The sequence below is a fragment of the Siccibacter colletis genome (genome assembly GCF_025914095.1).
Taxonomy (GTDB): Bacteria; Pseudomonadota; Gammaproteobacteria; order Enterobacterales; family Enterobacteriaceae; genus Siccibacter; species Siccibacter colletis.
In genome coordinates, this window is the sequence record NZ_CP074352.1 from 88,990 (window position 1) to 111,286 (window position 22,297).

The window sequence follows — 22,297 nt, forward strand, 5'->3', positions numbered from 1 at the left end:
TTGTTCTGTTCCTGTTGTCGTGGCGAAGTATCCCCTCGCCTGGCCCTCTCCGATCGGGGGAGGGTATGCTGTTCTGGTGAGCGCGCTACGCTTACCCACCCTCGACCCTTCGGTGGGTTATCCGCGCTGGTTCAGCACCGCTTTCTCATATCCACGCACGCTCTCCAGCCACTGGCTGCCGGCTGGCGCATCGTGACGCTCGCAGTACGTTTCCCAGACCGCCTGCCACGGCAGGCACTTCTGCTCCTCCAGCAGCGCCAGGCGGGCGGTGTAATCCCCCGCGGCTTCCAGCTGACGCAGCTGCTCCACCGGCTCCAGCAGGGCGCGCAGCAGGGCTTTTTTCATGTTGCGGGTACCGATCACCCAGGCAGCGATGCGGTTGATGGAGGCGTCAAAGAAGTCGAGGCCGATATGCACGCGGTCAAACAGGTTATGGCGAATGATTTCGCTGGCGATGGCCTGGGTTTCGTCGTCGAGCAGCACTACGTGGTCGCTGTCCCAGCGCACCGGGCGGCTTACGTGCAGCAGCAGGCGCGGCACGTAGAGCATGGCAGCGGAGATCTTGTCGGAGATCACTTCGGTCGGGTGGAAGTGACCGGCGTCCAGGCAAAGCGCGGTCTGGCGGCTGGTGGCATAGCCCATGTAAAACTCGTTAGAGCCGACGGTGTAGCTCTCAGCGCCGATGCCGAACAGCTTGCTCTCCACCGCGTCGATGTGGTGCGCCGGATTGAGTTTTTCGCTGATGATCTCGTCCAGTGCCGCCAGCAGACGCTGACGCGGGGCGAGGCGGTCCACCGTGACGTCTTTCATGCCGTCTGGGACCCAGATGTTCATCACCGATGGGGTACCCAGCGCTTCGCCAAACGAGGCCGATACCCGGCGGCTCGTTTTGCAGTGGTCAATCCAGAACTGGCGAATGTCATCGTTGGCGTGGGCCAGCGTAAAGCCGTCGGCGCTGTTGGGGTGCGAGAAGCAGGACGGGTTGAAGTCGAGGCCGATGTGGTTCTCTTTCGCCCACGCCACCCAGCGGCTGAAATGCTCGGGCTTAATGGCATCGCGGCTGACCGGGGTGTCGGATTCCAGGTAAATGGCGTGCAGATTCAGGCGTTTTGGCCCGGGAATGAGGGAGAACGCCAGCTCCAGATCGGCGCGCAGCTCCCGGGCATTACGCGCTTTGCCCGGATAGTTGCCGGTGGCCTGAATGCCGCCGGTGAGTTGCCCCTCGGGGTTCTCAAACCCGGCAACGTCATCCCCCTGCCAGCAGTGAACGGAGACCGGCAGTCTGTCGAGCTGGCGCAGCGCCGCCTCGGCATCCACGCCCACGGCCGCAAAGCGCTCCTTCGCAATCATCCAGGCCTGTTCTCGTTGAGTTGTCATGCGCAAAGCTCCTTTGTTTGACGTTGTTGCTGAAACTGCGCAACGTGGCGTGCAATTTCGCTATCGGAATTGGGTGTGAAGGTGACGAGCGGCTGACGGGCCGTCACCCGGCGACGGAAATCCCCGACGTCGCGGATGTCGTCGAGGGTCATAAGCTGGATGGCGATGTTGCCGAGGGTGGAGGCTTCCACTGGCCCGGCGATCACCGGAATGCCGCAGGCGTCGGCGCAGAGCTGATTCAGCAGCGGGTTCTGACAGCCGCCGCCGTCAATGTGCAGACTGCGAAACGGCGTACCGCGCAGTGCGGCCAGCTCGTGCAGCACCTCAGCGTAGAGCAGCGCCAGGCTGTCGAAGATGCAGCGTGCCAGCGCGGCATCGTCCTGCGGCACCGGCTGGTGGCGCTCAGCGCAGGCTGCCTGAATTTCGACGCTCATGTTGTCCGGGTTGATAAAGCGATCGTCGTTGGGATTGATCAGGTTAAGACAGGCGGGCAACGCCGCGGCGCGGAGGATCAGGTCCGGCAGATCGCTCACCTGCTGCTCTTTGACCACGCGCTGCAGCAGCCACAGCCCCATGATGTTCTTCAGCACCCGGTAGCGGCCTTCGGCACCGCCCTCGTTGGTGATGTTGGCCGCCAGCGCGGCCTCGTTTGTCCAGGGCGTGCGGCTTTCAAAGCCCATCAGCGACCAGGTGCCGGAGGAGAGATATGCCGCGTCGTGATGAGCCAGCGGGGCAGCAATCACCGCGCTGGCGGTATCGTGAGAGGCGACGCTCACCACCGGAATGGCATCGCCCTGCGGGCTGTGCCAGTGACCAATGACGTTGCCGGGATGGGTTGGCGTTCCGAACAGGCGGCGCGGCGCGCCTGCCCAGGCCAGCAGCGTCTCGTCCCAGCTGTCGCTGTTGATATTGACCATCTGGGTGGTGGTGGCGTTGGTGTATTCCCAGTTGAGGTTGCCGGTCAGGCGGTAGCTGAAATAGTCCGGGATCAGCAGCGCGTGGGCCGCCTGCTCCAGCCACTGCGGCTGCTGGTCGGCAATGGCGCGAAACTGCCACAGGGTGTTGAAGGGCAGAAACTGAATGCCGGTGCGCTGGTAAATATCAGCGCTGCCCTGCTGCGCAAGCGCCTGCGCCATAATGCCGTCGGTGCGGTGGTCGCGATAGGCCACCGGCAGCCCGACGCGGTTACCGGCGCTGTCGAGCAGCACCATGTCCACGCCCCAGGTATCGATGCCGATGCTGTCAGGTTTGATGCCCTCCGCCGTGACGCAGGTCAGGCCGATAACGATCGCCTGCTCCAGCGCGTCGAGATCCCAGGTATCGAACCCGTCAACCCGGCGCAGCGTATTGGTAAAACGGTGGATTTCGCGCAGCGTCAGATCGCAGCTGGCGCTGTCGTAGCGGGCAAGCATGACGCGGCCGCTGGATGCGCCAAGATCAACCGCAACGCAATGACGAACAGGCATGATGAAGTCCTTCTGATAAACATGCCGTTCAGTCTAAAAAAGGGGCGATGCCTGCCACCTTCTCGCCAGTGACAGCGCCCGCAGGCGGCTGGCAAGAAAGCAAAGATGGACGTGAGGCAGCTCACATTTCAGTAAGGCTCTTCCCTGTGACCCCTGCCGCATTTCTGTTATCTGCCGCGCGGATCTTGAAAAACGCGCAGCCTTTGCGCGCTTTGTTGTCAAAAAGTTAAGGTGAGGCGCCAGGGCGTTAACTACTATCTGGACACTTTCAGGTGGGCGGAGATGATGATGACGGTACTGCATGGCATTGATTTTTTCCCGTCGGGGCGGACATCGCTGGCGATTGAGCCACGCCTGCCGCAGTCCGCGTTTCCGGAGCATCACCATGATTTTCATGAGATTGTCATCGTGGAGCACGGCACCGGTATTCACGTCTTTAACGGCCAACCCTATACCCTGAGCGGCGGCTCGGTCTGCTTCGTGCGCGATCACGATCGCCATCTCTATGAGCACACCGATAACCTCTGCCTGACCAACGTGCTCTACCGCGCGCCGGACGCGTTTTCGTTCCTGTCGGGGCTGGATAAGCTGCTGCCTCAGGAACACGACGGGCATTACCCGTCGCACTGGCGCGTTAACCAGAGCGTGCTTCAGCAGGTGCGCGTGCTGATTGAGCAGATGGACGCGCTGCCGCAGGGCGACGACCCTCATGCGGTCGCAAACCGGGAAATTGTGTTTATGCAGCTGCTGGTGCTGCTGCGTAAAAGCAGCCTCGCAGAAGGGGCGGCAGACAACGATGCGCGGTTGAACCAGCTGATTGCCTGGCTGGAAGATCACTATGCCGATGAGGTGTGCTGGGAAGCGATAGCCGACCGTTTCTCGCTCTCGCTGCGCACGCTGCACCGCCAGCTCAAGCAGCAAACCGGACTCTCGCCGCAGCGCTACCTTAACCGCCTGCGGCTGATCAAAGCGCGTCACCTGCTGCGCCACAGCGACGAGAGCGTGACAGATATCGCTTATCGCTGCGGGTTCGGCGACAGTAACCACTTTTCGACGCTGTTTAAGCGCGAATTCTGCTGGTCACCGCGCGATGTGCGCCAGGGGCGCGACGCGCAGCTTCAGTAACGCGAGGGGAGTCACCGTTTTTTTTACCGAAAGGGCTAATAATGTCAGGTTGTTAGCATCTGAGGTAACGCCGTGGCGGCTCCGCTTATTCTTCGCAAAAACGACTTCTTTGCCTGGCCGGGGCAACCCGTGGCGGTGGCGGACCGCTATCCGCAAAACGTCTTCGCCGAGCACAGCCACGAGTTCTGGGAGCTGGTGCTGGTGTGGCGCGGCAACGGCCTGCACGTGCTTAACGATCGGCCGTACCGCATCACCCGCGGCGACCTGTTTTATATCCGCGCTGAAGATCGTCACAGCTACGCCTCGGTGAACGATCTGGTGCTGCAGAATGTGATCTATTGCCCCGAGCGGCTGCGGCTCAACCTCGACTGGCACAGCCTGATCCCCGGTCTGAATGGCGGCCCGTTCCAGCCCTGGTGGCGGCTCGGCAGCGCGGGCATGACACAGGCGCGCGCCATCATCAGCCAGCTGGAGCAGGAGAGTCACAAGCAGGATGCGCTGAGCGCCACCCTCGCCGAAACGCTGTTTGCCCAGCTCGCCATTACCCTGAAACGCGCCCGCTACGCTACCGATACCGCCAGCCCGGACGAGCCGGAAGCGCTGCTCGACAAGCTGATTACCGCCCTGGCGCGCAGCCTGGAAAAACCGTTTGTGCTGGAGCCGTTCTGCGCTCGTCACCAGTGCAGCGAGCGCACCCTGCGCCAGCAGTTTCGCACCCAGACAGGGATGACCATCAACCAGTACCTGCGCCAGTTGCGCATCTGCCACGCCCAGTATCTGCTGCGCCATAGCGACCTGTTCATCAGTGAAATTGCCATGCGCTGCGGCTTCGAAGACAGCAACTATTTTTCCGTGGTGTTCACCCGCGAAACCGGCATGACGCCCAGCCAGTGGCGTCAGTCCAGCCATCAGGCGGCATAGCTCTCAGCGCTCAGCGTTATAACCTTATAACGAATGCGGCATTGATAAACATTTTCAAGATCATTTAATTAACTATAATGAACCCACTGCTTACGCGGCGTTTACACCTCTGCCGCCCGACAACAATGGAGATGATGATTATGAGTTATACACTGCCATCCCTGCCGTACGCTTATGACGCACTGGAACCGCACTTCGATAAGCAGACGATGGAAATCCATCACACCAGGCATCACCAGACTTATGTAAACAACGCTAACGCGGCGCTGGAAAGCCTGCCGGAGTTCGCTAACCTGCCGGTTGAAGAGCTGATCACCAAACTGGATCAGGTTCCGGCTGACAAGAAAACCGTACTGCGCAACAACGCGGGCGGCCACGCTAACCACAGCCTGTTCTGGAAAGGCCTGAAACTCGGCACCACCCTGCAGGGCGACCTGAAAGCGGCTATCGAGCGCGATTTCGGCAGCGTTGAGAAATTCAAAGAAGAGTTCGAGAAAGCAGCAGCAACCCGTTTCGGCTCCGGCTGGGCGTGGCTGGTTCTGCAGGGCGACAAACTGGCTGTGGTTTCTACCGCAAACCAGGACAGCCCGCTGATGGGCGAAGCGATCTCTGGCGCATCCGGTTTCCCGATCCTGGGTCTGGACGTGTGGGAACACGCTTACTACCTGAAATATCAGAACAAACGTCCTGATTACATCAAAGCGTTCTGGGAAGTTGTGAACTGGGACGAAGCTGCAGCACGTTTCGCAGCGAAAAAATAATCTGTCCTGAGCAGAACGAGCCGACCCCAGGGTCGGCTTTTTTGTGCGCGTTACCCTATGCTGAACAGCGCATCGAGCTGGCTGAGCTGTGCTGCGGTGAGTTCGCCACCTGCATTGCGTGAGCGGGTCTGGCTGTAACCAAACTTGCGTGCCACCACGGTTTTGATGGTGGTCACGAAGTCATCCCCGATAGCGTAAATCGCCGAGTAGCGACTGATATCGCGCTGCACCTCGCACAGGGTCACCAGATCGCCACGGACGAACGCTTCCCTCGCGCGGACAAACAGTTCTGGCACGATGTTGTTCAGGCCAGAGATAATCCCGCCGCCGCCGGTCAGCAGATTGGGGATGTAGTACTCGTCGTAGCCCGACAGCACGGTGAAGTCCGGACGCACCGCCTGGGTGGCGAGGATCATGTTGCGGGTGTGAGACTGGCAATCCACGGTATCTTTGATGCCGGCAAACTGCGGGAACTCTGCGGCCAGCGTCGCGATCAGCTCCGGCGTCAGATCGCATCCTGTGCGTGCCGGGAAGTTGTAAGCAAACCACGGCCCCTGAATCTGACGACCCAGCTCGCGGTAATACGCCAGCAGCTGCGCGCTGGTTTGGCCGTAGTAGTACGGCGGCAGGATCATCACTGCTTCATAGCCGACGCGGTGCGCTTCATCCGCCAGCCGCAGAATATCCGGAATACAGGTCGAGGAGACGTTCACCACCATTGGCGTCGCGCTCATGGCGCGGGCTTCGTGGATCAGCAGCAGACGCTCCTCAAGCGTGAACGAGGCGAACTCGCCGATGCTGCCCATCAGCAAAATGACATCCAGTTTTGCAGCGGTCAGCCGCTCAAGGTGGCGAGCCAGGCCTGTCAGATCGATATTTCCCTGGGTGTCGAGCGGCGTTATAGAGGGGCACCAGACGCCGTTAAATGCGGGCTGTAAAGTCACGTCGTTCTCTCCTTAATCCTGAAATGGCGTTTCACTCCTTTAAGTGATAGCACCTCAGCGCGTCACGCACCTTCATCGATATCGGATTTTGGACGGTGCCTCGCGAATTTTGTTGCAATGCCGAGGCGCAGCGGCGAGCCTGTTAAGGGTTACTGGCAAAAGGAGTCGCAGATGAAATTTCCCGTTCAGGTCTTTACCGGTCGCATCCAGAAATACGCGGGCACGCGCCCGAGCGCGATTGCCAAGCGCAGCGTGGAAGGGGAACTGATCCTCACCACCCTCGGCCTTGAAGGTGACCAGCAGGCGGAGAAGAAGATCCACGGTGGGCCGGAGCGCGCGCTGTGTCATTACCCGCGCGAGCATTACGCCTGGTGGGCGCAGGCATTTCCGGAGCAGGCCGAACGCTTTGTCGCGCCAGCCTTTGGCGAAAATCTTTCCACTCTGGGTATGGATGAGAAGAGCGTGTTTATCGGCGATATCTATCGCTGGGGCGACGCGCTGATTCAGGTAACGCAGCCGCGTTCCCCGTGCTTTAAGATCAATTTCCATTTTGGCATCACGGATATCTCCTCCCTGATGCAGGAGAGCGGACGCACCGGCTGGCTGTATCGGGTGCTGAATGACGGGCCGGTCAACAGCGACACGCCGCTGGAACTGGCGTCACGGCTGAGCGATGTCAGCGTGTTTGACGCCGCTGCCATTGCCTGGCATCAGCCGTTCGACGATGAGCAGACGCGTCGCCTGTTGAGCGCTGCCGGCTTGTCGGCGAGCTGGGCGAAAACCATGCAGAAGCGACGCGATGCCCGCAAAATAGAGAGTTTTCATCGCCGTTTATGGGGAAATAAGCCTGCGGTGAAGTCGTCAGGCGTGTAGCCGCTAACCCATATAAAAAGCCTCCATACGGAGGCTTTTTTTTAACGCTTGCGCATGTTGGGTATGATCAGGTCGCCGCGCAGCACCTGCGAGCCGAGCACGCGCTGAGTTTTTTCCGTCAGCCAGCTCACGATGCGCGCGGCCATCGCGTCCATCGAATATTCAATCGCCGGAATGGTGGGCACGCCGGGCAGCTGCAGTGAACCGGCGAGGCTGAATACCATGATGTCGCCCGGCACCGATTTGTTAAATGCCTGCAACTGGGTAATCACCCGCTGTGCCTCCTGCTCATCCGCCACCAGTAACGCGTTAAAGTTCAGCGTGGTGGCATTATTCAGCAATACCTGGAGCGCTACCGAAGAGGTGGTGGAGTCCATAAACACCAGGTTGCGGTTGAACGGCAGGAAGTTGTTTTCCAGCGCGTGTTTGTAGCCCAGCAGCACCTGCTCGCCAGAGCCGCTGGCATCCGGATGAATCAGCGCGATTTGACGTCGCCCCTGGCTAATCAGGTAATTACAGGCGGTTTCGGCAGCAAAAGCATGATCGAACTGAATGCTGTTTGGCGTATCGGTTTCCGCACAGTCCACCACAATCACGTTGTCGTGCGGTACGCTGAGCGGAAAGCGCGCCCCGATGATCAGCACGTCGTCACACAGGCCGCAGGTCAGCTCATCCAGCGCGCTCATCACCTCCGCTTTGCTGTTGGCGAAACGCAGCAGCAGATGCTTCTGATGCTGGCTGAGCTGCTTCTCCAGCGCATACAGATAAGCCGTGGTCTGGTTAATATTTTCCTGAGCGCAGATGACGCCGATGCAGCCCGTAGACTGGCTGAGCAGGGATTGAGCAATAACGTTTGGCCGATAATTCAGTTCTTCGACTGCTTTCAGCACCGCCTGACGGCTGGCTTCCTTGACGCCACGCGACCCACTCAACACCCGTGAAACCGTGGCTTTTGATACCCCAGCTAAACGCGATACGTCGTTGATTGTTGACATTTTTTCCCCTGGGAGGCCTGTATACGGCCCAATAATTCTGTTGCGAATAACGGCTCATAAAATCGCCAGCGCAGTATAGCCGCTTTCCATTTTTCATGGAAACCGATTTTCCATTTCGGCTTGATTGCTATCAAAAGCGCCCAAAAAGCTGTGATGGAACTCTCCTTACTACGCGCCAGTGCCCTGCACTTTATGATGCGTCTCTCACTTCTCATCACCGCCAATGGAAATCGGTTTCCGTATAATATCCAATCAACGCCGCAATAACTATTTACATTTAAGGATGGTTGTCGATGGTCAGGATCATGCTGTGTTGTTCTGCGGGAATGTCTACCAGCCTGCTGGTACGAAAAATGGTGGAAGCTGCCGAGGCACGTCAATTGCCGGTCGAAATCGACGCTTATGGCGTGGCGGAATTCGATACGCAGTTTCCCCGCTACCAGGTGGTGCTGCTGGGGCCGCAGGTGAAGTACATGTTAAGCACGCTGTCAGAAAAGGCTGCCGCCCGCGGCGTTCCGGTACAGCCCATCGACCCGATGGACTACGGCATGCAGCGCGGCGATAAAGTACTGGACTATGCTCTGTCGCTTATCGAAGCGGCACACTAAAAAGGTGTTCCTATGAGTTCGCTCTATCAGTCAATGGTTGCCGTCATCGAGCAAACCATCACCCCGCTGGCTGGTCGTCTTGGACAGCAAAAGTACGTGATCGCGATCCGCGACGGCTTCACCGCCGCGCTGCCGTTTATGATCATCGGCTCGTTTATGCTGGTTTTCATCTTTCCGCCGTTCTCCGCCGATACCACTAACGGTTTCGCCCGCGGCTGGCTGAACTTTTCCGAGACGTATCGCGAACAGCTCATGCTGCCGTTTAACCTCAGCATGGGCATGATGACGTTTTTCATCTCCGTCGGTATCGGCGCCAGCCTTGGACGGCAGTTTCAGCTGGACCCGGTGATGTCCGGCCTGTTGGCGTTCATGGCGTTTTTACTGGTGGCCGCACCTTATGCGGATGGCAAAATCTCTACCCAGTATCTCTCCGGGCAGGGGATTTTCACCGCGCTGATTACCGCCATCTATTCCACCCGCGTGTACGCCTGGCTGAAGCAGAACAAGATTACGATCCGTCTGCCGAAAGAGGTGCCGACCGGTGTGGCGCGCTCGTTTGAAATCCTGATCCCGGTAGTGGTGGTGATGGGGACGCTGCATCCGCTTAACCTGTTTATCGAAGCGCAGACCGGGATGATCCTGCCGCAGGCGATCATGCATCTGCTGGAGCCGCTGGTGTCAGCATCAGACTCGCTGCCCGCTATTCTGCTCTCGGTGCTGCTGTGCCAGATTTTCTGGTTCGCCGGTATCCACGGCTCGCTGATTGTCACCGGCATCATGAACCCGTTCTGGATGGCGAATCTGTCTGCCAACCAGGCCGCGCTGGCGGCGGGCGCAACGCTGCCGCACGTCTATCTGCAAGGGTTCTGGGACCACTATCTGCTGATTGGCGGGGTGGGTTCCACACTGCCGCTGGCGTTCCTGCTGCTGCGTAGCCGCGTCACCCACTTGCGCACCATCGGTAAAATGGGCGTGGTGCCGAGCTTCTTCAACATCAACGAACCGATCCTGTTCGGCGCACCGATTATCATGAACCCGATGCTGTTTATCCCGTTCGTGTGCGTACCGCTGATCAACGCCTGCCTCGCGTATGGTGCTACGAAGCTTGGCTGGCTGGCGCAGGTGGTTTCGCTGACGCCGTGGACGACCCCGGCCCCGATCGGTGCCTCCTGGGCAGCAAACTGGGCGCTCAGTCCGGTGGTGATGTGCGTCGTGTGTATGGTGATGTCGGCGCTGATGTACCTGCCGTTCCTGCGCGCTTACGAACGTTCTCTGCTGAAAACCGAAGAGCAGAAAGCGCAGAACAGCGCGCCGCTGGCCCAGCCGGTCAGCCAGTAATAGCGATATTTACCCCGCAGCGTTGGATATTATTATCCGGCGCTTCGGCTCCCCACGCCTTAATAACGAGAATTCGCCATGATTGAATTAGAAGATGCGGTAATGGAAATTATCGTCAATGCCGGTCAGTCGCGCAGTCTCTGTTTTGAAGCGCTGCGTTCGGCACGCCAGGGCGATTTGGATGAAGCGAAAAGCCTGCTGCGCGAAGCCGATGGCTATTCCCGCCGGGCGCACCAGATACAGACAAAGCTTATCGAGCAGGACGCGGGCGAAGCACGACAGCCGATGACGCTTATTATGGTGCACGCTCAGGATCATTTAATGAATTCTCTGCTGGCACGTGAATTATCTGAAGAAATTATTCAGCTGTATCAGCGTTAATTAATAAATGAAATAACGGAGAAGCCGCAACGAAAATAGAAATATCGCTCTGTACCCAATAAATAATGACATGGTGGTAGCGCAATTATTCCGTGAAAGTCGGACGGGATAGTTATTGTCTGAAAATAAAATACTACATCGAGACAAACATGAAATTACAGAAAAAACTTCCAGTGGCACTGGCGGTCATGGCTGCGCTTTGCTCAGGAAACACCCTCGCACAAGAATTTACCCAGGAACAAATCGACGCCATCGTCGCGAAAGCGGTGGATAAAGCCCTCGCCGAACGGCAGGAAAAAATCGATGCCGCGATCGCTAAAAAAGCCGATCCCATTACCGAGCCGGAAAGCGCAGCGCAATCGCCGGATCTGGCTATTCCCTTTGGCGTGAAGTTCTCCGGTTACGCCCGCTACGGTGCCCAGTTCCAGAGCGGCGATCAGAAATTTGTCGGCGTTGACGGCTCCTATAACGGTTCGTCGGCGATTGGCCGTTTAGGTAATGAAGGCAACGGCGGTGAATTCCAGCTTTCTAAGGCGTTTAAGGGCGATAATGGTGCTATCTGGGACGTTAACGTCATGATCGACCACTGGGGCGATGAGGTGAACCTGAAAAAGGCCTATGCCGGTGTGACCAACATTCTGGAGTCTAATCCGGACGCCTACCTGTGGGCTGGCCGTGATTTCCATCAACGTCCGCAGCAGGGCATCAACGACTACTTCTGGATGAACCATGACGGCCAGGGCGGCGGGATTAAAAACTTCGATATCGGCGGCGTGAAGTTTGACGTTGCCACCGTCGCGGCGGTGGAGTCCTGCAGCCCGGAAATCATGAACGACGAGGGTAACCCGTCACGCATCACCTGTACCGGCGGCTCCGGCACCGGCGATAAAGGTAACTACGCCCTGACGTCGAAAGTGCACGGCATGAAGGTTGGGCCGCTGGATCTGGAGCTGTATGCGAACTACGGCTTTGACTCAAAAGCGGTGGACAGCGACGAGCGCCTCAAGGCCTGGCAGGGTGGCGTGGTGCTGAGCCACACCGGTGACAACGGCGTTAACAAGCTGATTGCGCGCTACTCCGATAACGCTGATAACAGCGTTTACAACAAAACCGACGATCTGACAGCCATCTACGCCAGCTTCGAAGGGCTGTATAAATTTACCCAACAGGCCCAGGTGGAATACCTGCTCGCCTGGCATGATTACGCTAATGATGCGGATAACCGTGACGATCGCCGCAACTACAACGCGATTGTGCGCCCGATGTACTGGTGGAACGATGTGCACTCCACCTGGCTGGAAGCCGGCTGGCAGCGCGTCGATTACGACCAGGGCGGGGACAACAGCGGCTGGAAACTGACGCTGTCGCAAAACATCTCCATCGACATGGGGCCGGAGTTCCGTCCGATGCTGCGCTTCTACGTCACCGGCGGCGAAGTGGATAACGAGCGTACCGCGCGCGTCAACGGCACCGACGATGAAACGCTGGATTCCTTCAACGTCGGCGCGATGTGGGAAGCCTGGTTCTGACAGATGCCAGCGGCGGGTGTGCTTGCATTCCCGTCCTGGTTGCTTTTTGAACATGCCATGCCTATATTCACCTCAATTTCGATTGATTTTGAGGTGAAGTGTGAGGGTAACCAGACCGCCAGTTGTTAAAACGCGTCCCAGCTGGAAAGAAGATGATCTTTTCGGGTATTACGCTGAAATTCGTAGTCAGGGCGTGGCTTATCTTCATTATGACCAGCTGCGTCATCGCTTTAGCGATAAAAAGAAATGCGATGCCATCTGGGCGGCGATGAAAATATCTCGTCTGCTCTCCAGTATGTTTCTTGACCCGCTACAGACCGACAACGAGGGTTCAGGCGTATATCTGAATACCACCGCGACGATCCAAAAATCATGCTCCATCGTAGACCGGCTTACCTCTTCAGCAGCGGAAACGGAGCGGTATGAAAAATTAGATGCCAGAAAATATTTGATGGATGAGCTTGAGCGTGCTGAAGCTATCGCCTCAAGCCAGCTTGAAGGGGCGGCGACGACCAGCCGGGTTGCGCTGGAGATGCTCAAGGTAGGACGCAAGCCGCGTGATGAAGGCGAGAAAATGATCATGGGCAACTGGCGCATGATGCAGTACGTATCGGAGCGGGATAACGCCCCGTTCAGTGTTGCCGAACTGCTCGAAATACACCACGTTGCTATCGCCGGTATTGATGACGAAAAATACGCCCCCGGTAGATTCAGAGGGCCAGAGGATAACGTGGTGGTGGCCGATCACGAAGGTAATGTAATTCATACGCCTCCAGCGGCTGAGCTTATGCTGGCAGGGGTAGAGGAACTGTGTGAATTCATTAATACCCGTCATGAGCAAGCTGAAGACGAGACTTATCTCCATCCGCTGGTCAAAGCCTGCGTTATCCATTTTATGATTGGTTATTTACACCCCTTCAAAGATGGTAACGGGCGTACCGCAAGGGCGCTATTTTACTGGTATATGCTTAAGTGCGGTTATACCGCGTTTCGCTATATCTCTATCTCTAAGCTATTAAAAAACGCGCCAGCGAAATACGTGCGGGCTTACCTCTACACTGAAACCGACAATATGGATCTGACCTATTTCGTTAATTACCAGTGTGAAATCATTTCGCGCGCTGTGGTTGAATACATTGATTATATTAAAGGGATAATTAATACCCGCACTGAACTTCGCCAGTGGCTTTACGACTCCGGAATTTTTAACGAGATAAATAGCCGTCAACGTGATTTAGCGACTATCGCCATCAACCAGCCTGGCGTGTTATTTACCGCTATGGAAGTGTCGACGCGCATGGGCGTGTCCGAAAACACAGCGCGTGACGATCTGAAAAAGCTCACCGCTTTAGGTTTAATGCGGGCCATGAAAGAAGGTAAAGGAAACGTTTATTTGTCTCCGAAAAGCCTGCATGAACTTAAAAAATGGCACGGTAAAACCGCGAATCAACCCTCTGCCCAGGACTGGTGATTTTTTGTGGTGGGTGCGCTGCGCTTACCCACCCTACAGGTGTTGCCTGGATGTGGCGGCGGGTGTGCTTGCACCCGCCAAAATGTCCTTACGCGCTGGCAGCAGGCAGCGAGGCCAGCACCGAGGTGAACTCCGGATCGGGCACCAGCGAGTCGCGGGAGATCTCGCTGATGGACTTCGCACCGGTGAGGGTCATCGCCACCTTCATCTCTTTTTCGATCAAATTCAGCAGGTTGGCGACGCCGGCCCGCCCGTGCGTGGCCAGCGCGTAGAGGTAGGCCCGGCCCAGCAGCACGGTATCAGCCCCGAGCGCGATCATGCGCACCACATCCAGCCCGTTGCGAATGCCGCTGTCGGCCAGAATCGCGATATCCCCCTTCACCGCATCGGCAATGGCCGGCAGCGCGCGCGCCGAGGAGAGCACGCCGTCGAGCTGGCGTCCGCCGTGGTTGGACACCACAATGCCGTCGGCACCGAAGCGCACCGCATCGCGGGCATCTTCCGGATCCAGGATCCCTTTGATCACCATCGGGCCATCCCAGAATTCGCGGATCCACTCCAGGTCCTTCCAGGAAATAGACGGATCGAAGTTATTCCCCAGCCAGCCGATGTAATCCTCCAGCCCGGTAGGCTTGCCGAGATAGGTCGAGATATTCCCGAGATCGTGCGGGCGACCATGCAGACCCACGTCCCACGCCCACTGCGGATGCGTCACTGCCTGTAAGTAACGGCGCATGGCGGCGTTGGCCCCGCTCATCCCGGAGTGCGCATCGCGATAACGTGCCCCCGGCGTTGGCATATCAACGGTAAACACCAGCGTTGAACAGCCCGCCGCTTTAGCGCGCTCCAGCGCATTACGCATAAAGCCGCGATCGCGCAGCACGTAAAGCTGGAACCACATCGGACGGTTAATGGTGGGAGCGACCTCTTCAATCGGGCATACCGAGACGGTGGAGAGCGTGAACGGGATACCTTTATCCGCTGCCGCGCCTGCGGCCTGCACTTCACCGCGGCGGGCGTACATGCCGCACAGCCCAACCGGGGCCAGCGCTACCGGCATGGCGAGCTTTTCGTTAAACAAGGTGGTTTCGAGGCTCAGGTCCGCCATGTTTTTCAGAACGCGCTGGCGCAGCGCAATCTGCGCGAGGTCTTCCACGTTGCGGCGCAGGGTATATTCGGCATACGCTCCGCCGTCGATGTAGTGAAATAAAAACGGCGGCAGTATCCGCTGCGCGGAAGCACGGTAGTCGCTCGCTGCTGAGATAATCATGCGTCTTTCTCCAGGTTTTCGCTCGGGTCACCGGGCAGGCGGGTAATACGCGCCTGACGGGCCAGATCGTCATCAAACTGTTTAATCGTGGTATGGACGAAGCCCAGGTGCGCCATCATCGCCCGACGCGCACCTTCGGCATCGCCATCGAGGATCGCGTTGAGCACGGCTTCATGTTGCTCGGTAAGGCGGGCAAACACCGGGGGCACCAGGTACATGCGCTGACGACTCTCAATCACCGACGATTGCAGCAGATCGAAGAAGCCGCGCATGGTCTGGAGCAGCACAATGTTGTGCGATGCTTCCGCAATCGCCAGGTGGAAACGCACGTCGGCCCGGGAGGCCAGGTCCGGGTCATCCCCCTGGGTCGCTTCGAAGCAGAGCCGCAGCTTCTCTTTGTCCGCCGCGGTGGCGCGCATCGCCGCATGCCAGGCGGTGCTGGCCTCAATGGCGTGGCGCGCTTCGAGAATGTCGTAGCTGTAGCCGGGGTCGTCCGCCAGCAGGGTCTTGATCGGCTGCACGATGTTTTGCTCCGACCAGGTATCGTGCTGCCAGCGTACAAAGGTGCCGCCGCCGCGGCGGCTCATCAGCACGCCCTGGGTATTCAGCACCTGCAACGCCTCGCGCACCGAGTTGCGCGATACCCCAAGCAGGGCGGCGAGCTGGCGTTCAGCGGGCAGTTTCATGCCTGCCTCCAGCCCGCGATCGTCAATCAGCTTCCGCAGACGCTCGGCAACCTCGTCCGTCAGACGCCGGGTAGTGAAGGTCATGGGATCATCCAGGTTAAGACGTAGGCCTGCAGCGTGGTGATGATCCCGACGATGCAGGTGAATATCAGGCTGTGCTTCACGGTGAAGCGGAACAGGTCTGACTCCTTGCCCACCAGCCCTACCGCCGCACAGGCAATGGCGATGGACTGCGGGGAGATCATCTTCCCGGTCACGCCACCGGTGGTGTTGGCGGCGACCAGCAGCACGTCCGAGACGCCAATTTGTTGAGCCGCCGTGGCCTGGAGCGCAGCAAACAGCGCGTTGGAAGAGGTGTCCGACCCGGTCAGGAACACGCCCAGCCAGCCGAGGAACGGCGAGAAGAAGGTAAACGCGTGACCGGTATGGGCCAGCGCCAGCGCGAGAGTGGACGACAGCCCGGAATAGTTAGAGATAAACGCGAACGCCAGCACCATGCCGATGGAGTAGATAGGCAACGCCAGCTCTTTCATGGTCTGGCCGAACGTCACCACCGCGTCTTTCGGCTTCATGCGCAGCCAGAAGATGGAGAGCAGCGCCGCAAACAGAATGGCGGTGCCGGTGGCGGAGAACCAGTCGAACTTATAGACCGCGGCGTAAGGTGTAGCGTCAGCCACCACCGGGGGCATGCGGGCGACCAGCTTATCGAGGAACGGCACCGGCAGGTTGAATACCCAGTCGGCCAGCGCGCCACCTTTGGCAAACAGCGCTTTAAACGGCGGAATGCTCCACAGCGTCACCGTGGCGGTGAGGAACAGGAATGGCGACCAGGCTTTGACGATCTGGCCTGCGGTATAGCGTTTGGGCGCAACAGCTGGGTCCGCAGCCTGGGCATTGATATCGTCAAAGCGGAAGATGCGTTTTGGCTGCCAGCGTTTGAGGAACAGGGTAAGGCAGACCAGCGAGACCAGTGACGAGATGATATCCGGCAGTTCCGGGCCGATAAAGTTCGAGCTGAGGTACTGGGCGATAGCGAACGAGCCGCCCGCAACAATGACCGCCGGCCAGGTCTCTTTGATGCCGCGCCAGCCGTCCATAATCGCCATGATCCAGAACAGCACGATGATGGTGAGGAACGGCAGCTGACGGCCCACCATCTGGCCGATCTCGAAGCTGTCGAGACCGGTAACCTGGCCCGCCACCAGGATAGGAATCCCCATCGCGCCAAAGGCCACCGGCGCGGTGTTAACAATCAGGCACAGCCCGGCGGCGTAGAGCGGATTAAAGCCCAGCCCGACCAGCAGCGCGGCGGTAATCGCCACCGGTGCGCCAAAGCCCGCCGCCCCTTCAAGAAATGCCCCGAAGCAGAAGCCGACGATCAGCATCTGCAGGCGCTGGTCCGGGGTGATACTCAGAATCGACGAGCGAATAATGTCGAACTGGCCGGTTTTTACCGAAATTTTGTAGACGAAGACCGCGGCGATAATGATCCAGGCAATGGGCCACAGGCCGTAGAAGAAGCCATACACCGCTGAGGCGAACGCGCGATCGTAAGGCATATCGTAGAAGAACAGCGCGACGGCGAGGGCGATGGCGACGGTGATGGTCCCGGCCTGCCAGCCTTTAAGCTTCAGTTTTATCAGGGCAAAAAAGAAAAACAGAATCGGTAAAGCGGCAATCAGACTGGAGAGCCAGATATTGCCTGCCGGATCGTAATTTTGCTGCCAGAGTTGCATAGCGCGCTCCCGTGGCCCACCTGTTCCGCGCGGCGACTCTGCGTTCGCCTGATTGCAGTCAGTGTAAAGGTGGTCCAACCAAAGTGTTGTTGTAGGGTAAATGACAACAAATGGTTAACCGAATGTTAAGTTTGAGCAATATTATTGTCAGAGACGATGCGGGATTTGTGAGGACAGACGAAAGATTGCAGGGGATTGGTTGGACCAATTAGCGGGTGCGCCAGAGAGGCACACCCGACAGGATCAGAATTCCGTCTTCGAGAAGCCCGTCATCTCTTTCAGGCCCATCTCGCGGCCCAGCGCGGTCATCGGGTGAACCACGACCAGCCCGCGCACGCTTTTCTTGAGCTTGCCCATGTCGGCCTGTTCTTTCTTGGTGATGGCGCGGCGATACGGCATGTCGGCGAGTTTCTGCGCCTCTTTGCTAAGCTTCTGACCGTGAACTTCACGCAGACGCGCGATCTCGGTTTCCAGGGTCTCTTTCTCTTTTTCCAGCTCGGCGTATTTTTCAGCTCCCTCAACCAGCGAGAGATCGGCCTGCTGGTGGCGAATCGCATCGAGGCGGTCGCTCAGGCGTTTAATTTCGGCTTTTTCGACTTCTTTCATAGCAAATTGACTCTACAAGTGTGTATCTCCCAAAGGATACACTATTGATTGCGGGAACGCAGGTGCCACGATTTTTCGCGGTGGGGGAAATGGCAGGAACGCCTCAGGGCGGGTAAGCATGCGCTCCCCGCCCTGAGGAAAAACTACTTCTGAAACGCCTTTTTCAGGCTGATTCCTGAGATAAGCTCGGTGAGGGATAACACCATCGTTGAGCGCACGATCTGCTGATAGCGCTGTTTCTGCATCGCATATAAAGCGGCGTCGCTGGGATCGAACGGCGGCGCGGACGGCAGAGCGGCAACACAGTGCAGCTCGCCAAACGGCCCGAGGATTTCATCGTCGGTAAACCGGTAGTCGCTGCCGTCGTGATTCAGCTCTTCGCGCAGGGCCAGCAGCAGCTCGGCATCTTCATACTCCGGGCGGCTGAGCACCCCGAGGCCATAAATTAACTTCAGACGAACCGCCAGATCGCCCAGCGGACCGTTGCCGTCAAGCAAGGGTTCAACGGCGTATTTCACCGCGTAGTCGTCCTTGCGAAACACCTGCAGCACCAGAAGATTCACCGCTTCGGTGAGTAATTCAACGGCGGCGATGATCAGGCTGCGCACGCTTTGACCGGCGTTCAGACGCTCAAGCACACGGTTTTCGAAGGCCTGTGGTTCTTCCAATTTTGCCTGCATATCTGACAACCTGAAAACGGAAGCGCCACGCTGGCGGGCGCTTCCGGTACTGATTACGCCCGGCTGTTATACGCGTTGACCGCGTCCGCCACCACTTCACTCTGGGCGTCCAGGCCAGAGACCTGCGCCAGCGCGGCCTGCGGGCCTTTTTCATCGATAAGCTGCGCCAGCTCCTGGGCCTGCGGGTCCTGCTCGCTGCGGTAGTGCATTGCGGCAGCGATACCCTGTACCAGGTTGTGATGCGGAAGGTCATATTCGAGGGTGCCGAGCAGCGGCTTGATCAGGCGATCGCCGGCGCTGAGTTTACGCAGCGGCTGACGGCCGACGCGCTCTACGTCGTCTTTCAGATACGGGTTTTCGAAGCGGCCGAGGATTTTCTCAATGTAGGCCGCGTGCTTATCGGCTTCAAAACCGTAGCGCTTGATCAGCACCGCGCCACTCTCTTCCATAGCGCCTTTCACCACCGCACGAATGGCGTCGTCCAGAATAGCGTCGCGGATAGTCTGGTGGCCCGCCAGCTTGCCGAGATACGCGGTGATAGCGTGGCCGGTATTGAGGGTGAACAGCTTACGCTCAACGAACGCCATCAGGTTGTCGGTCAGTTCCATCCCCGGAATGGTCGGCAGCGCGCCCACGAACTGGGTTTTATCGACAATCCACTCGCTGAAGGTTTCTACGGTCACTTCCAGCGGATCGTTGGTTGCGGATTCAGACGGCGGCACGATGCGGTCAACGGCGGAGTCAACGAAGCCGATATGGCTCTCAACCCAGCCTTTATCTTCATCGTTCAGGGCATTGAAGACGTGGCCTTTCAGCTGGCTGGTCCCGCGCACCATGTTTTCACAGGCGATGATGTTCAGCGGCGCGTCGTTGCCCTGCGCTTTACGTTTTGCCAGGCCTTTGGCGAGCGCCGGAGCGATGCGCTCCAGTACCACCGGACCGACCGCGGTGGTGATGAGATCGACCTGAGCGATTAGATCGATAACCTCATCGCCGATGCTGCTCACGGCATTAACGCCGGACACGGTGTCCACCTGCTCATTCTCACCAACCACATGTACCTGATAACTGTGACGGGCGTTCAGGGCGTCCAGCACGACCTGATTGACGTCGGCGAACGTGAGTTCAAGACCCGCATCCGCCAGCAGTTTGCCAATGAAGCCGCGTCCAATATTACCTGCACCAAAATGTAATGCTTTCATGTGGATATCCTTACTAATGTTTTTACCCGAGAGGGCCAGGGTGAAGGCAGCGTACGGTGTTCCCTCACCCTGGCCCTCTCCCGAAGGAGAGGGATGAAACTGAATACCGGCCCCCTCACCGTGGAGAGGAGGCCGGAGCGTATTACGCGCTCTTGTTACCTGCCAGCAGCGCCAGCACTTCATCCACGCTGGTGGTGTTAGCCAGACGTTCGATAACGGTGTCGTCATCCAGCGCGTTGGTCAGGCTGGTGATCACCTGGATGTGCTCGTTGTTACGCGCCGCGATACCGATAACCAGACGGGCGATATCGTCTTCGTCTTCGCCGAAGCGCACGCCTTCCGGATACTGGCAGAATACCACGCCAGTTTTCAGCACGCGGTCTTTGGCTTCCACGGTGCCGTGCGGAACCGCGATGGACTCACCCAGATAGGTCGGGGTCAGCTTCTCGCGCTCCAGCATCGCTTCCACGTATTCTGGCTGCACGTAGCCGCCTTTCACCAGTTGCTCACCAGCAAAGCGGATCGCGTCTTCTTTGTGGGTCGCGGTGCGGCCGAGGAACACGTTTTCCGCGCCGAGTCTGAACAGGTGGCTGTTGCTCTCGTCAAAGCTGTCCTGCAGGCTGGTGCGCACTTTCTCTTCGTTCTGGGTATGGCGCTGGGCCGCAACCAGACGGTCGGTCAGGTTGGTGTACAGGCCGCTGTCGAGGAAGTTGGTCAGGGAAATGTGCTGCGCCTGCGGCACCTGGCGCATCGCGCGCTCGGTGAGGTCACGGTGGGTAATCACCAGATCCACATCACCCGGCAGGCTGTTGATGGCGCTGTTGGTGACGGAGATATGGCTCAGACCTGCATCCTGCACTTTCTTACGTAGTACGCCCGCACCCATTGCGCTGGAACCCATACCGGCATCACAGGCAACGATGATTTTACGCACGTGGCTCAGGTCGCCAGTGGCATCGCCAGCGGTGGCCGCTACCGCGCCGCCTTTAGACTGGGATTTCATATCCTGCATGCGACGGGTCGCTGCTTCGATGTCGTCTTCTTCTTTCACCTTGCTGGTTTTCAGCAGGATGGCTGATACCACGAACGACACTGCCATCGCGGCAACAATCGCGACGATGTTAGCGAAGTACGCGCCTTTCGGCGTCATCGCCAGTACCGCGAGGATGGAGCCCGGAGACGCCGGAGAAACCAGGCCGCCGTCCAGCACGCTCAGGGTGAACACGCCGGTCATACCGCCGAGGATAACGGCAATGATCAGACGCGGATTCATCAGCACATACGGGAAGTAAATTTCGTGAATACCACCGAGGAAGTGGATGATCGCCGCGCCGCCCGCAGACTGCTTCGCGCTGCCGCGACCGAAGAACATGTACGCCAGCAGAACGCCCATACCCGGACCCGGGTTCGCTTCAATCAGGAAGAAGATAGACTTGCCGATTTCATGGGACTGCTGAATACCCAGCGGCGAGAAGATGCCGTGGTTGATGGCGTTGTTGAGGAACAGGATTTTCGCCGGTTCAACAAAGATGGACGCCAGCGGCAGCATGTCATGGACAACCATGAAGTTAACGCCAGCCGCCAGTGCTTTAGAGAGCACTTCAACCGCCGGGCCAATGCCGAGGAACGCCAGAATCGCCAGGATCATACCGATGATGCCGGCGGAGAAGTTGTTCACCAGCATTTCGAAGCCGGATTTGATTTTACCGTCTACCGCAGCGTCAAACTTCTTGATGCACCAGCCGCCCAGCGGACCGGCAATCATTGCGCCGAGGAACATCGGCATATCTGCACCGACGATTACGCCCATCGTGGTAATCGCACCGACCACGCCACCGCGATCGCCACCCACCAGACGGCCACCGGTATAACCGATAAGCAGCGGCAGCAGATAGGTAATCATCGGACCGACGAGCTTGGCCAGCGTTTCGCTCGGCCACCATCCTGTTGGAATAAACAACGCAGTGATAATACCCCAGGCGATAAACGCCCCGATGTTTGGCATTACCATATTGCTGAGGAAACGACCAAAGCTTTGCACTTTGATCTTGATATCGGATGACATAGAACACCCCTTATTGTGTTGACGCGCAGGCTCGTAGCCCGAGTTTTATTGTTTACGTGGCGGCAGAGGTAGCCGGACCCATGCTCTGGTGACGCGAAATCTGGCACTGAATCGCTATGGTGTCCAGACCGGGGAATAAAGTGTGATCTGCATCACGCAGGTTGTCCGCAACAGGGGCTATTAAGTGTGATTTTTGTCACAAAAACGCCCTGTAAAAAGATCACAATGGCGAAAAAACCGTCGTAACATCCTGTTAAATGTGA

At 58.1% G+C, this 22,297-nt stretch carries 20 protein-coding genes; 9 read left to right on the plus strand and 11 right to left on the minus strand.

The window, feature by feature from the left end:
• Positions 1-117 precede the first annotated feature (117 nt).
• Complete coding sequence (locus tag KFZ77_RS00475; protein WP_264385157.1) at positions 118-1,377, minus strand: L-rhamnose isomerase; 1,260 nt, start codon at positions 1,375-1,377, stop codon at positions 118-120.
• Positions 1,374-2,843 (minus strand): rhamnulokinase, encoded by a 1,470-nt coding sequence (gene rhaB / locus KFZ77_RS00480; RefSeq protein WP_264385158.1) that lies wholly within the window; start codon positions 2,841-2,843, stop codon positions 1,374-1,376. The genes KFZ77_RS00475 and rhaB overlap by 4 nt, the downstream gene beginning before the upstream one ends.
• A gap of 288 nt (positions 2,844-3,131) precedes the next feature.
• On the opposite strand from rhaB, the gene rhaS reads away from it, so the two are divergent.
• The 3 genes from rhaS to sodA all read left to right on the plus strand — a co-directional run bounded on the left by rhaS (position 3,132) and on the right by sodA (position 5,650).
• Positions 3,132-3,968, plus strand: coding sequence for an HTH-type transcriptional activator RhaS (rhaS, locus tag KFZ77_RS00485; protein WP_264386224.1), 837 nt, complete (start codon positions 3,132-3,134; stop codon positions 3,966-3,968).
• 72 nt (positions 3,969-4,040) lie between these two features.
• A complete protein-coding gene (rhaR, locus tag KFZ77_RS00490; RefSeq protein WP_031522100.1) occupies positions 4,041-4,889 on the plus strand; it encodes an HTH-type transcriptional activator RhaR in 849 nt (282 codons plus the stop codon).
• Between the two features lie 140 nt (positions 4,890-5,029).
• Positions 5,030-5,650 carry a superoxide dismutase [Mn] gene (gene sodA / locus KFZ77_RS00495; RefSeq protein ID WP_031522099.1) on the plus strand — a complete coding sequence of 207 codons (621 nt, stop codon included), beginning with the start codon at positions 5,030-5,032 and terminating at the stop codon, positions 5,648-5,650.
• 50 nt (positions 5,651-5,700) lie between these two features.
• Here sodA and KFZ77_RS00500 read toward each other — a convergent pair whose 3' ends face one another.
• Positions 5,701-6,594, minus strand: a complete 894-nt coding sequence (locus tag KFZ77_RS00500) for a dihydrodipicolinate synthase family protein (RefSeq protein WP_264385159.1) — start codon at positions 6,592-6,594, stop codon at positions 5,701-5,703.
• A gap of 171 nt (positions 6,595-6,765) precedes the next feature.
• On the opposite strand from KFZ77_RS00500, the gene yiiM reads away from it, so the two are divergent.
• Complete coding sequence (yiiM, locus tag KFZ77_RS00505; RefSeq protein WP_031522095.1) at positions 6,766-7,467, plus strand: 6-hydroxyaminopurine reductase; 702 nt, start codon at positions 6,766-6,768, stop codon at positions 7,465-7,467.
• A 41-nt stretch (positions 7,468-7,508) separates the two neighbouring features.
• Here yiiM and KFZ77_RS00510 read toward each other — a convergent pair whose 3' ends face one another.
• The gene (locus KFZ77_RS00510) at positions 7,509-8,462 is read right to left on the minus strand and encodes a LacI family DNA-binding transcriptional regulator (RefSeq protein ID WP_031522093.1); all 954 of its coding nucleotides are present in this window, start codon (positions 8,460-8,462) and stop codon (positions 7,509-7,511) included.
• Positions 8,463-8,755: 293 nt separating this feature from the next.
• On the opposite strand from KFZ77_RS00510, the gene KFZ77_RS00515 reads away from it, so the two are divergent.
• The 5 genes from KFZ77_RS00515 (at position 8,756) to KFZ77_RS00535 (ending at position 13,789) form a co-directional block, all read left to right on the plus strand.
• Positions 8,756-9,070, plus strand: coding sequence for a PTS sugar transporter subunit IIB (locus KFZ77_RS00515; RefSeq protein ID WP_031522092.1), 315 nt, complete (start codon positions 8,756-8,758; stop codon positions 9,068-9,070).
• 12 nt (positions 9,071-9,082) lie between these two features.
• A complete protein-coding gene (locus KFZ77_RS00520) occupies positions 9,083-10,408 on the plus strand; it encodes a PTS sugar transporter subunit IIC (protein ID WP_264385160.1) in 1,326 nt (441 codons plus the stop codon).
• Between the two features lie 78 nt (positions 10,409-10,486).
• Positions 10,487-10,789: a PTS lactose/cellobiose transporter subunit IIA gene (locus tag KFZ77_RS00525; protein WP_031522088.1), complete on the plus strand. Its 303-nt coding sequence runs from the start codon at positions 10,487-10,489 to the stop codon at positions 10,787-10,789.
• A gap of 149 nt (positions 10,790-10,938) precedes the next feature.
• The gene (locus KFZ77_RS00530) at positions 10,939-12,318 is read left to right on the plus strand and encodes a carbohydrate porin (protein ID WP_264385161.1); all 1,380 of its coding nucleotides are present in this window, start codon (positions 10,939-10,941) and stop codon (positions 12,316-12,318) included.
• 100 nt (positions 12,319-12,418) lie between these two features.
• Positions 12,419-13,789, plus strand: coding sequence for a Fic family protein (locus tag KFZ77_RS00535; protein ID WP_264385162.1), 1,371 nt, complete (start codon positions 12,419-12,421; stop codon positions 13,787-13,789).
• 88 nt (positions 13,790-13,877) lie between these two features.
• Here the strand turns inward: KFZ77_RS00535 and lldD are convergent, their stop codons facing one another.
• The 7 genes from lldD to KFZ77_RS00570 all read right to left on the minus strand — a co-directional run bounded on the left by lldD (position 13,878) and on the right by KFZ77_RS00570 (position 22,034).
• A complete protein-coding gene (gene lldD, locus KFZ77_RS00540; RefSeq protein ID WP_264385163.1) occupies positions 13,878-15,059 on the minus strand; it encodes an FMN-dependent L-lactate dehydrogenase LldD in 1,182 nt (393 codons plus the stop codon).
• A complete protein-coding gene (gene lldR / locus KFZ77_RS00545) occupies positions 15,056-15,829 on the minus strand; it encodes a transcriptional regulator LldR (protein WP_031522081.1) in 774 nt (257 codons plus the stop codon). The genes lldD and lldR overlap by 4 nt, the downstream gene beginning before the upstream one ends.
• The gene (lldP, locus tag KFZ77_RS00550) at positions 15,826-17,481 is read right to left on the minus strand and encodes an L-lactate permease (protein WP_031522080.1); all 1,656 of its coding nucleotides are present in this window, start codon (positions 17,479-17,481) and stop codon (positions 15,826-15,828) included. Before lldP ends, lldR begins: the two co-directional genes overlap by 4 nt.
• 243 nt (positions 17,482-17,724) lie before the next feature.
• On the minus strand, positions 17,725-18,087 hold the full coding sequence (locus KFZ77_RS00555) for a YibL family ribosome-associated protein (protein ID WP_264385164.1): 363 nt from the start codon (positions 18,085-18,087) through the stop codon (positions 17,725-17,727).
• Between the two features lie 143 nt (positions 18,088-18,230).
• Entirely contained in the window at positions 18,231-18,767 is a 537-nt protein-coding gene (gene mtlR / locus KFZ77_RS00560; protein WP_051640518.1) for a mannitol operon repressor MtlR, read from the minus strand.
• Positions 18,768-18,820: 53 nt separating this feature from the next.
• A complete protein-coding gene (gene mtlD / locus KFZ77_RS00565) occupies positions 18,821-19,969 on the minus strand; it encodes a mannitol-1-phosphate 5-dehydrogenase (RefSeq protein WP_031522074.1) in 1,149 nt (382 codons plus the stop codon).
• Positions 19,970-20,111: 142 nt separating this feature from the next.
• The gene (locus tag KFZ77_RS00570; protein ID WP_031522073.1) at positions 20,112-22,034 is read right to left on the minus strand and encodes a PTS mannitol transporter subunit IICBA; all 1,923 of its coding nucleotides are present in this window, start codon (positions 22,032-22,034) and stop codon (positions 20,112-20,114) included.
• Positions 22,035-22,297 lie beyond the last annotated feature (263 nt).

What these genes read in the sequence shown, in the direction of transcription:
- KFZ77_RS00475 (WP_264385157.1), bottom strand. Translation starts at nt 1,377, where the DNA reads ATGACAACTCAACGAGAACAGGCCTGGATGATTGCGAAGGAGCGCTTT.
- rhaB (WP_264385158.1), bottom strand. Translation starts at nt 2,843, where the DNA reads ATGCCTGTTCGTCATTGCGTTGCGGTTGATCTTGGCGCATCCAGCGGC.
- rhaS (WP_264386224.1), top strand. Translation starts at nt 3,132, where the DNA reads ATGACGGTACTGCATGGCATTGATTTTTTCCCGTCGGGGCGGACATCG.
- sodA (WP_031522099.1), top strand. Translation starts at nt 5,030, where the DNA reads ATGAGTTATACACTGCCATCCCTGCCGTACGCTTATGACGCACTGGAA.
- yiiM (WP_031522095.1), top strand. Translation starts at nt 6,766, where the DNA reads ATGAAATTTCCCGTTCAGGTCTTTACCGGTCGCATCCAGAAATACGCG.
- KFZ77_RS00510 (WP_031522093.1), bottom strand. Translation starts at nt 8,462, where the DNA reads ATGTCAACAATCAACGACGTATCGCGTTTAGCTGGGGTATCAAAAGCC.
- KFZ77_RS00515 (WP_031522092.1), top strand. Translation starts at nt 8,756, where the DNA reads ATGGTCAGGATCATGCTGTGTTGTTCTGCGGGAATGTCTACCAGCCTG.
- KFZ77_RS00520 (WP_264385160.1), top strand. Translation starts at nt 9,083, where the DNA reads ATGAGTTCGCTCTATCAGTCAATGGTTGCCGTCATCGAGCAAACCATC.
- KFZ77_RS00525 (WP_031522088.1), top strand. Translation starts at nt 10,487, where the DNA reads ATGATTGAATTAGAAGATGCGGTAATGGAAATTATCGTCAATGCCGGT.
- KFZ77_RS00530 (WP_264385161.1), top strand. Translation starts at nt 10,939, where the DNA reads ATGAAATTACAGAAAAAACTTCCAGTGGCACTGGCGGTCATGGCTGCG.
- lldD (WP_264385163.1), bottom strand. Translation starts at nt 15,059, where the DNA reads ATGATTATCTCAGCAGCGAGCGACTACCGTGCTTCCGCGCAGCGGATA.
- lldR (WP_031522081.1), bottom strand. Translation starts at nt 15,829, where the DNA reads ATGACCTTCACTACCCGGCGTCTGACGGACGAGGTTGCCGAGCGTCTG.
- lldP (WP_031522080.1), bottom strand. Translation starts at nt 17,481, where the DNA reads ATGCAACTCTGGCAGCAAAATTACGATCCGGCAGGCAATATCTGGCTC.
- KFZ77_RS00555 (WP_264385164.1), bottom strand. Translation starts at nt 18,087, where the DNA reads ATGAAAGAAGTCGAAAAAGCCGAAATTAAACGCCTGAGCGACCGCCTC.
- mtlR (WP_051640518.1), bottom strand. Translation starts at nt 18,767, where the DNA reads ATGCAGGCAAAATTGGAAGAACCACAGGCCTTCGAAAACCGTGTGCTT.
- mtlD (WP_031522074.1), bottom strand. Translation starts at nt 19,969, where the DNA reads ATGAAAGCATTACATTTTGGTGCAGGTAATATTGGACGCGGCTTCATT.
- KFZ77_RS00570 (WP_031522073.1), bottom strand. Translation starts at nt 22,034, where the DNA reads ATGTCATCCGATATCAAGATCAAAGTGCAAAGCTTTGGTCGTTTCCTC.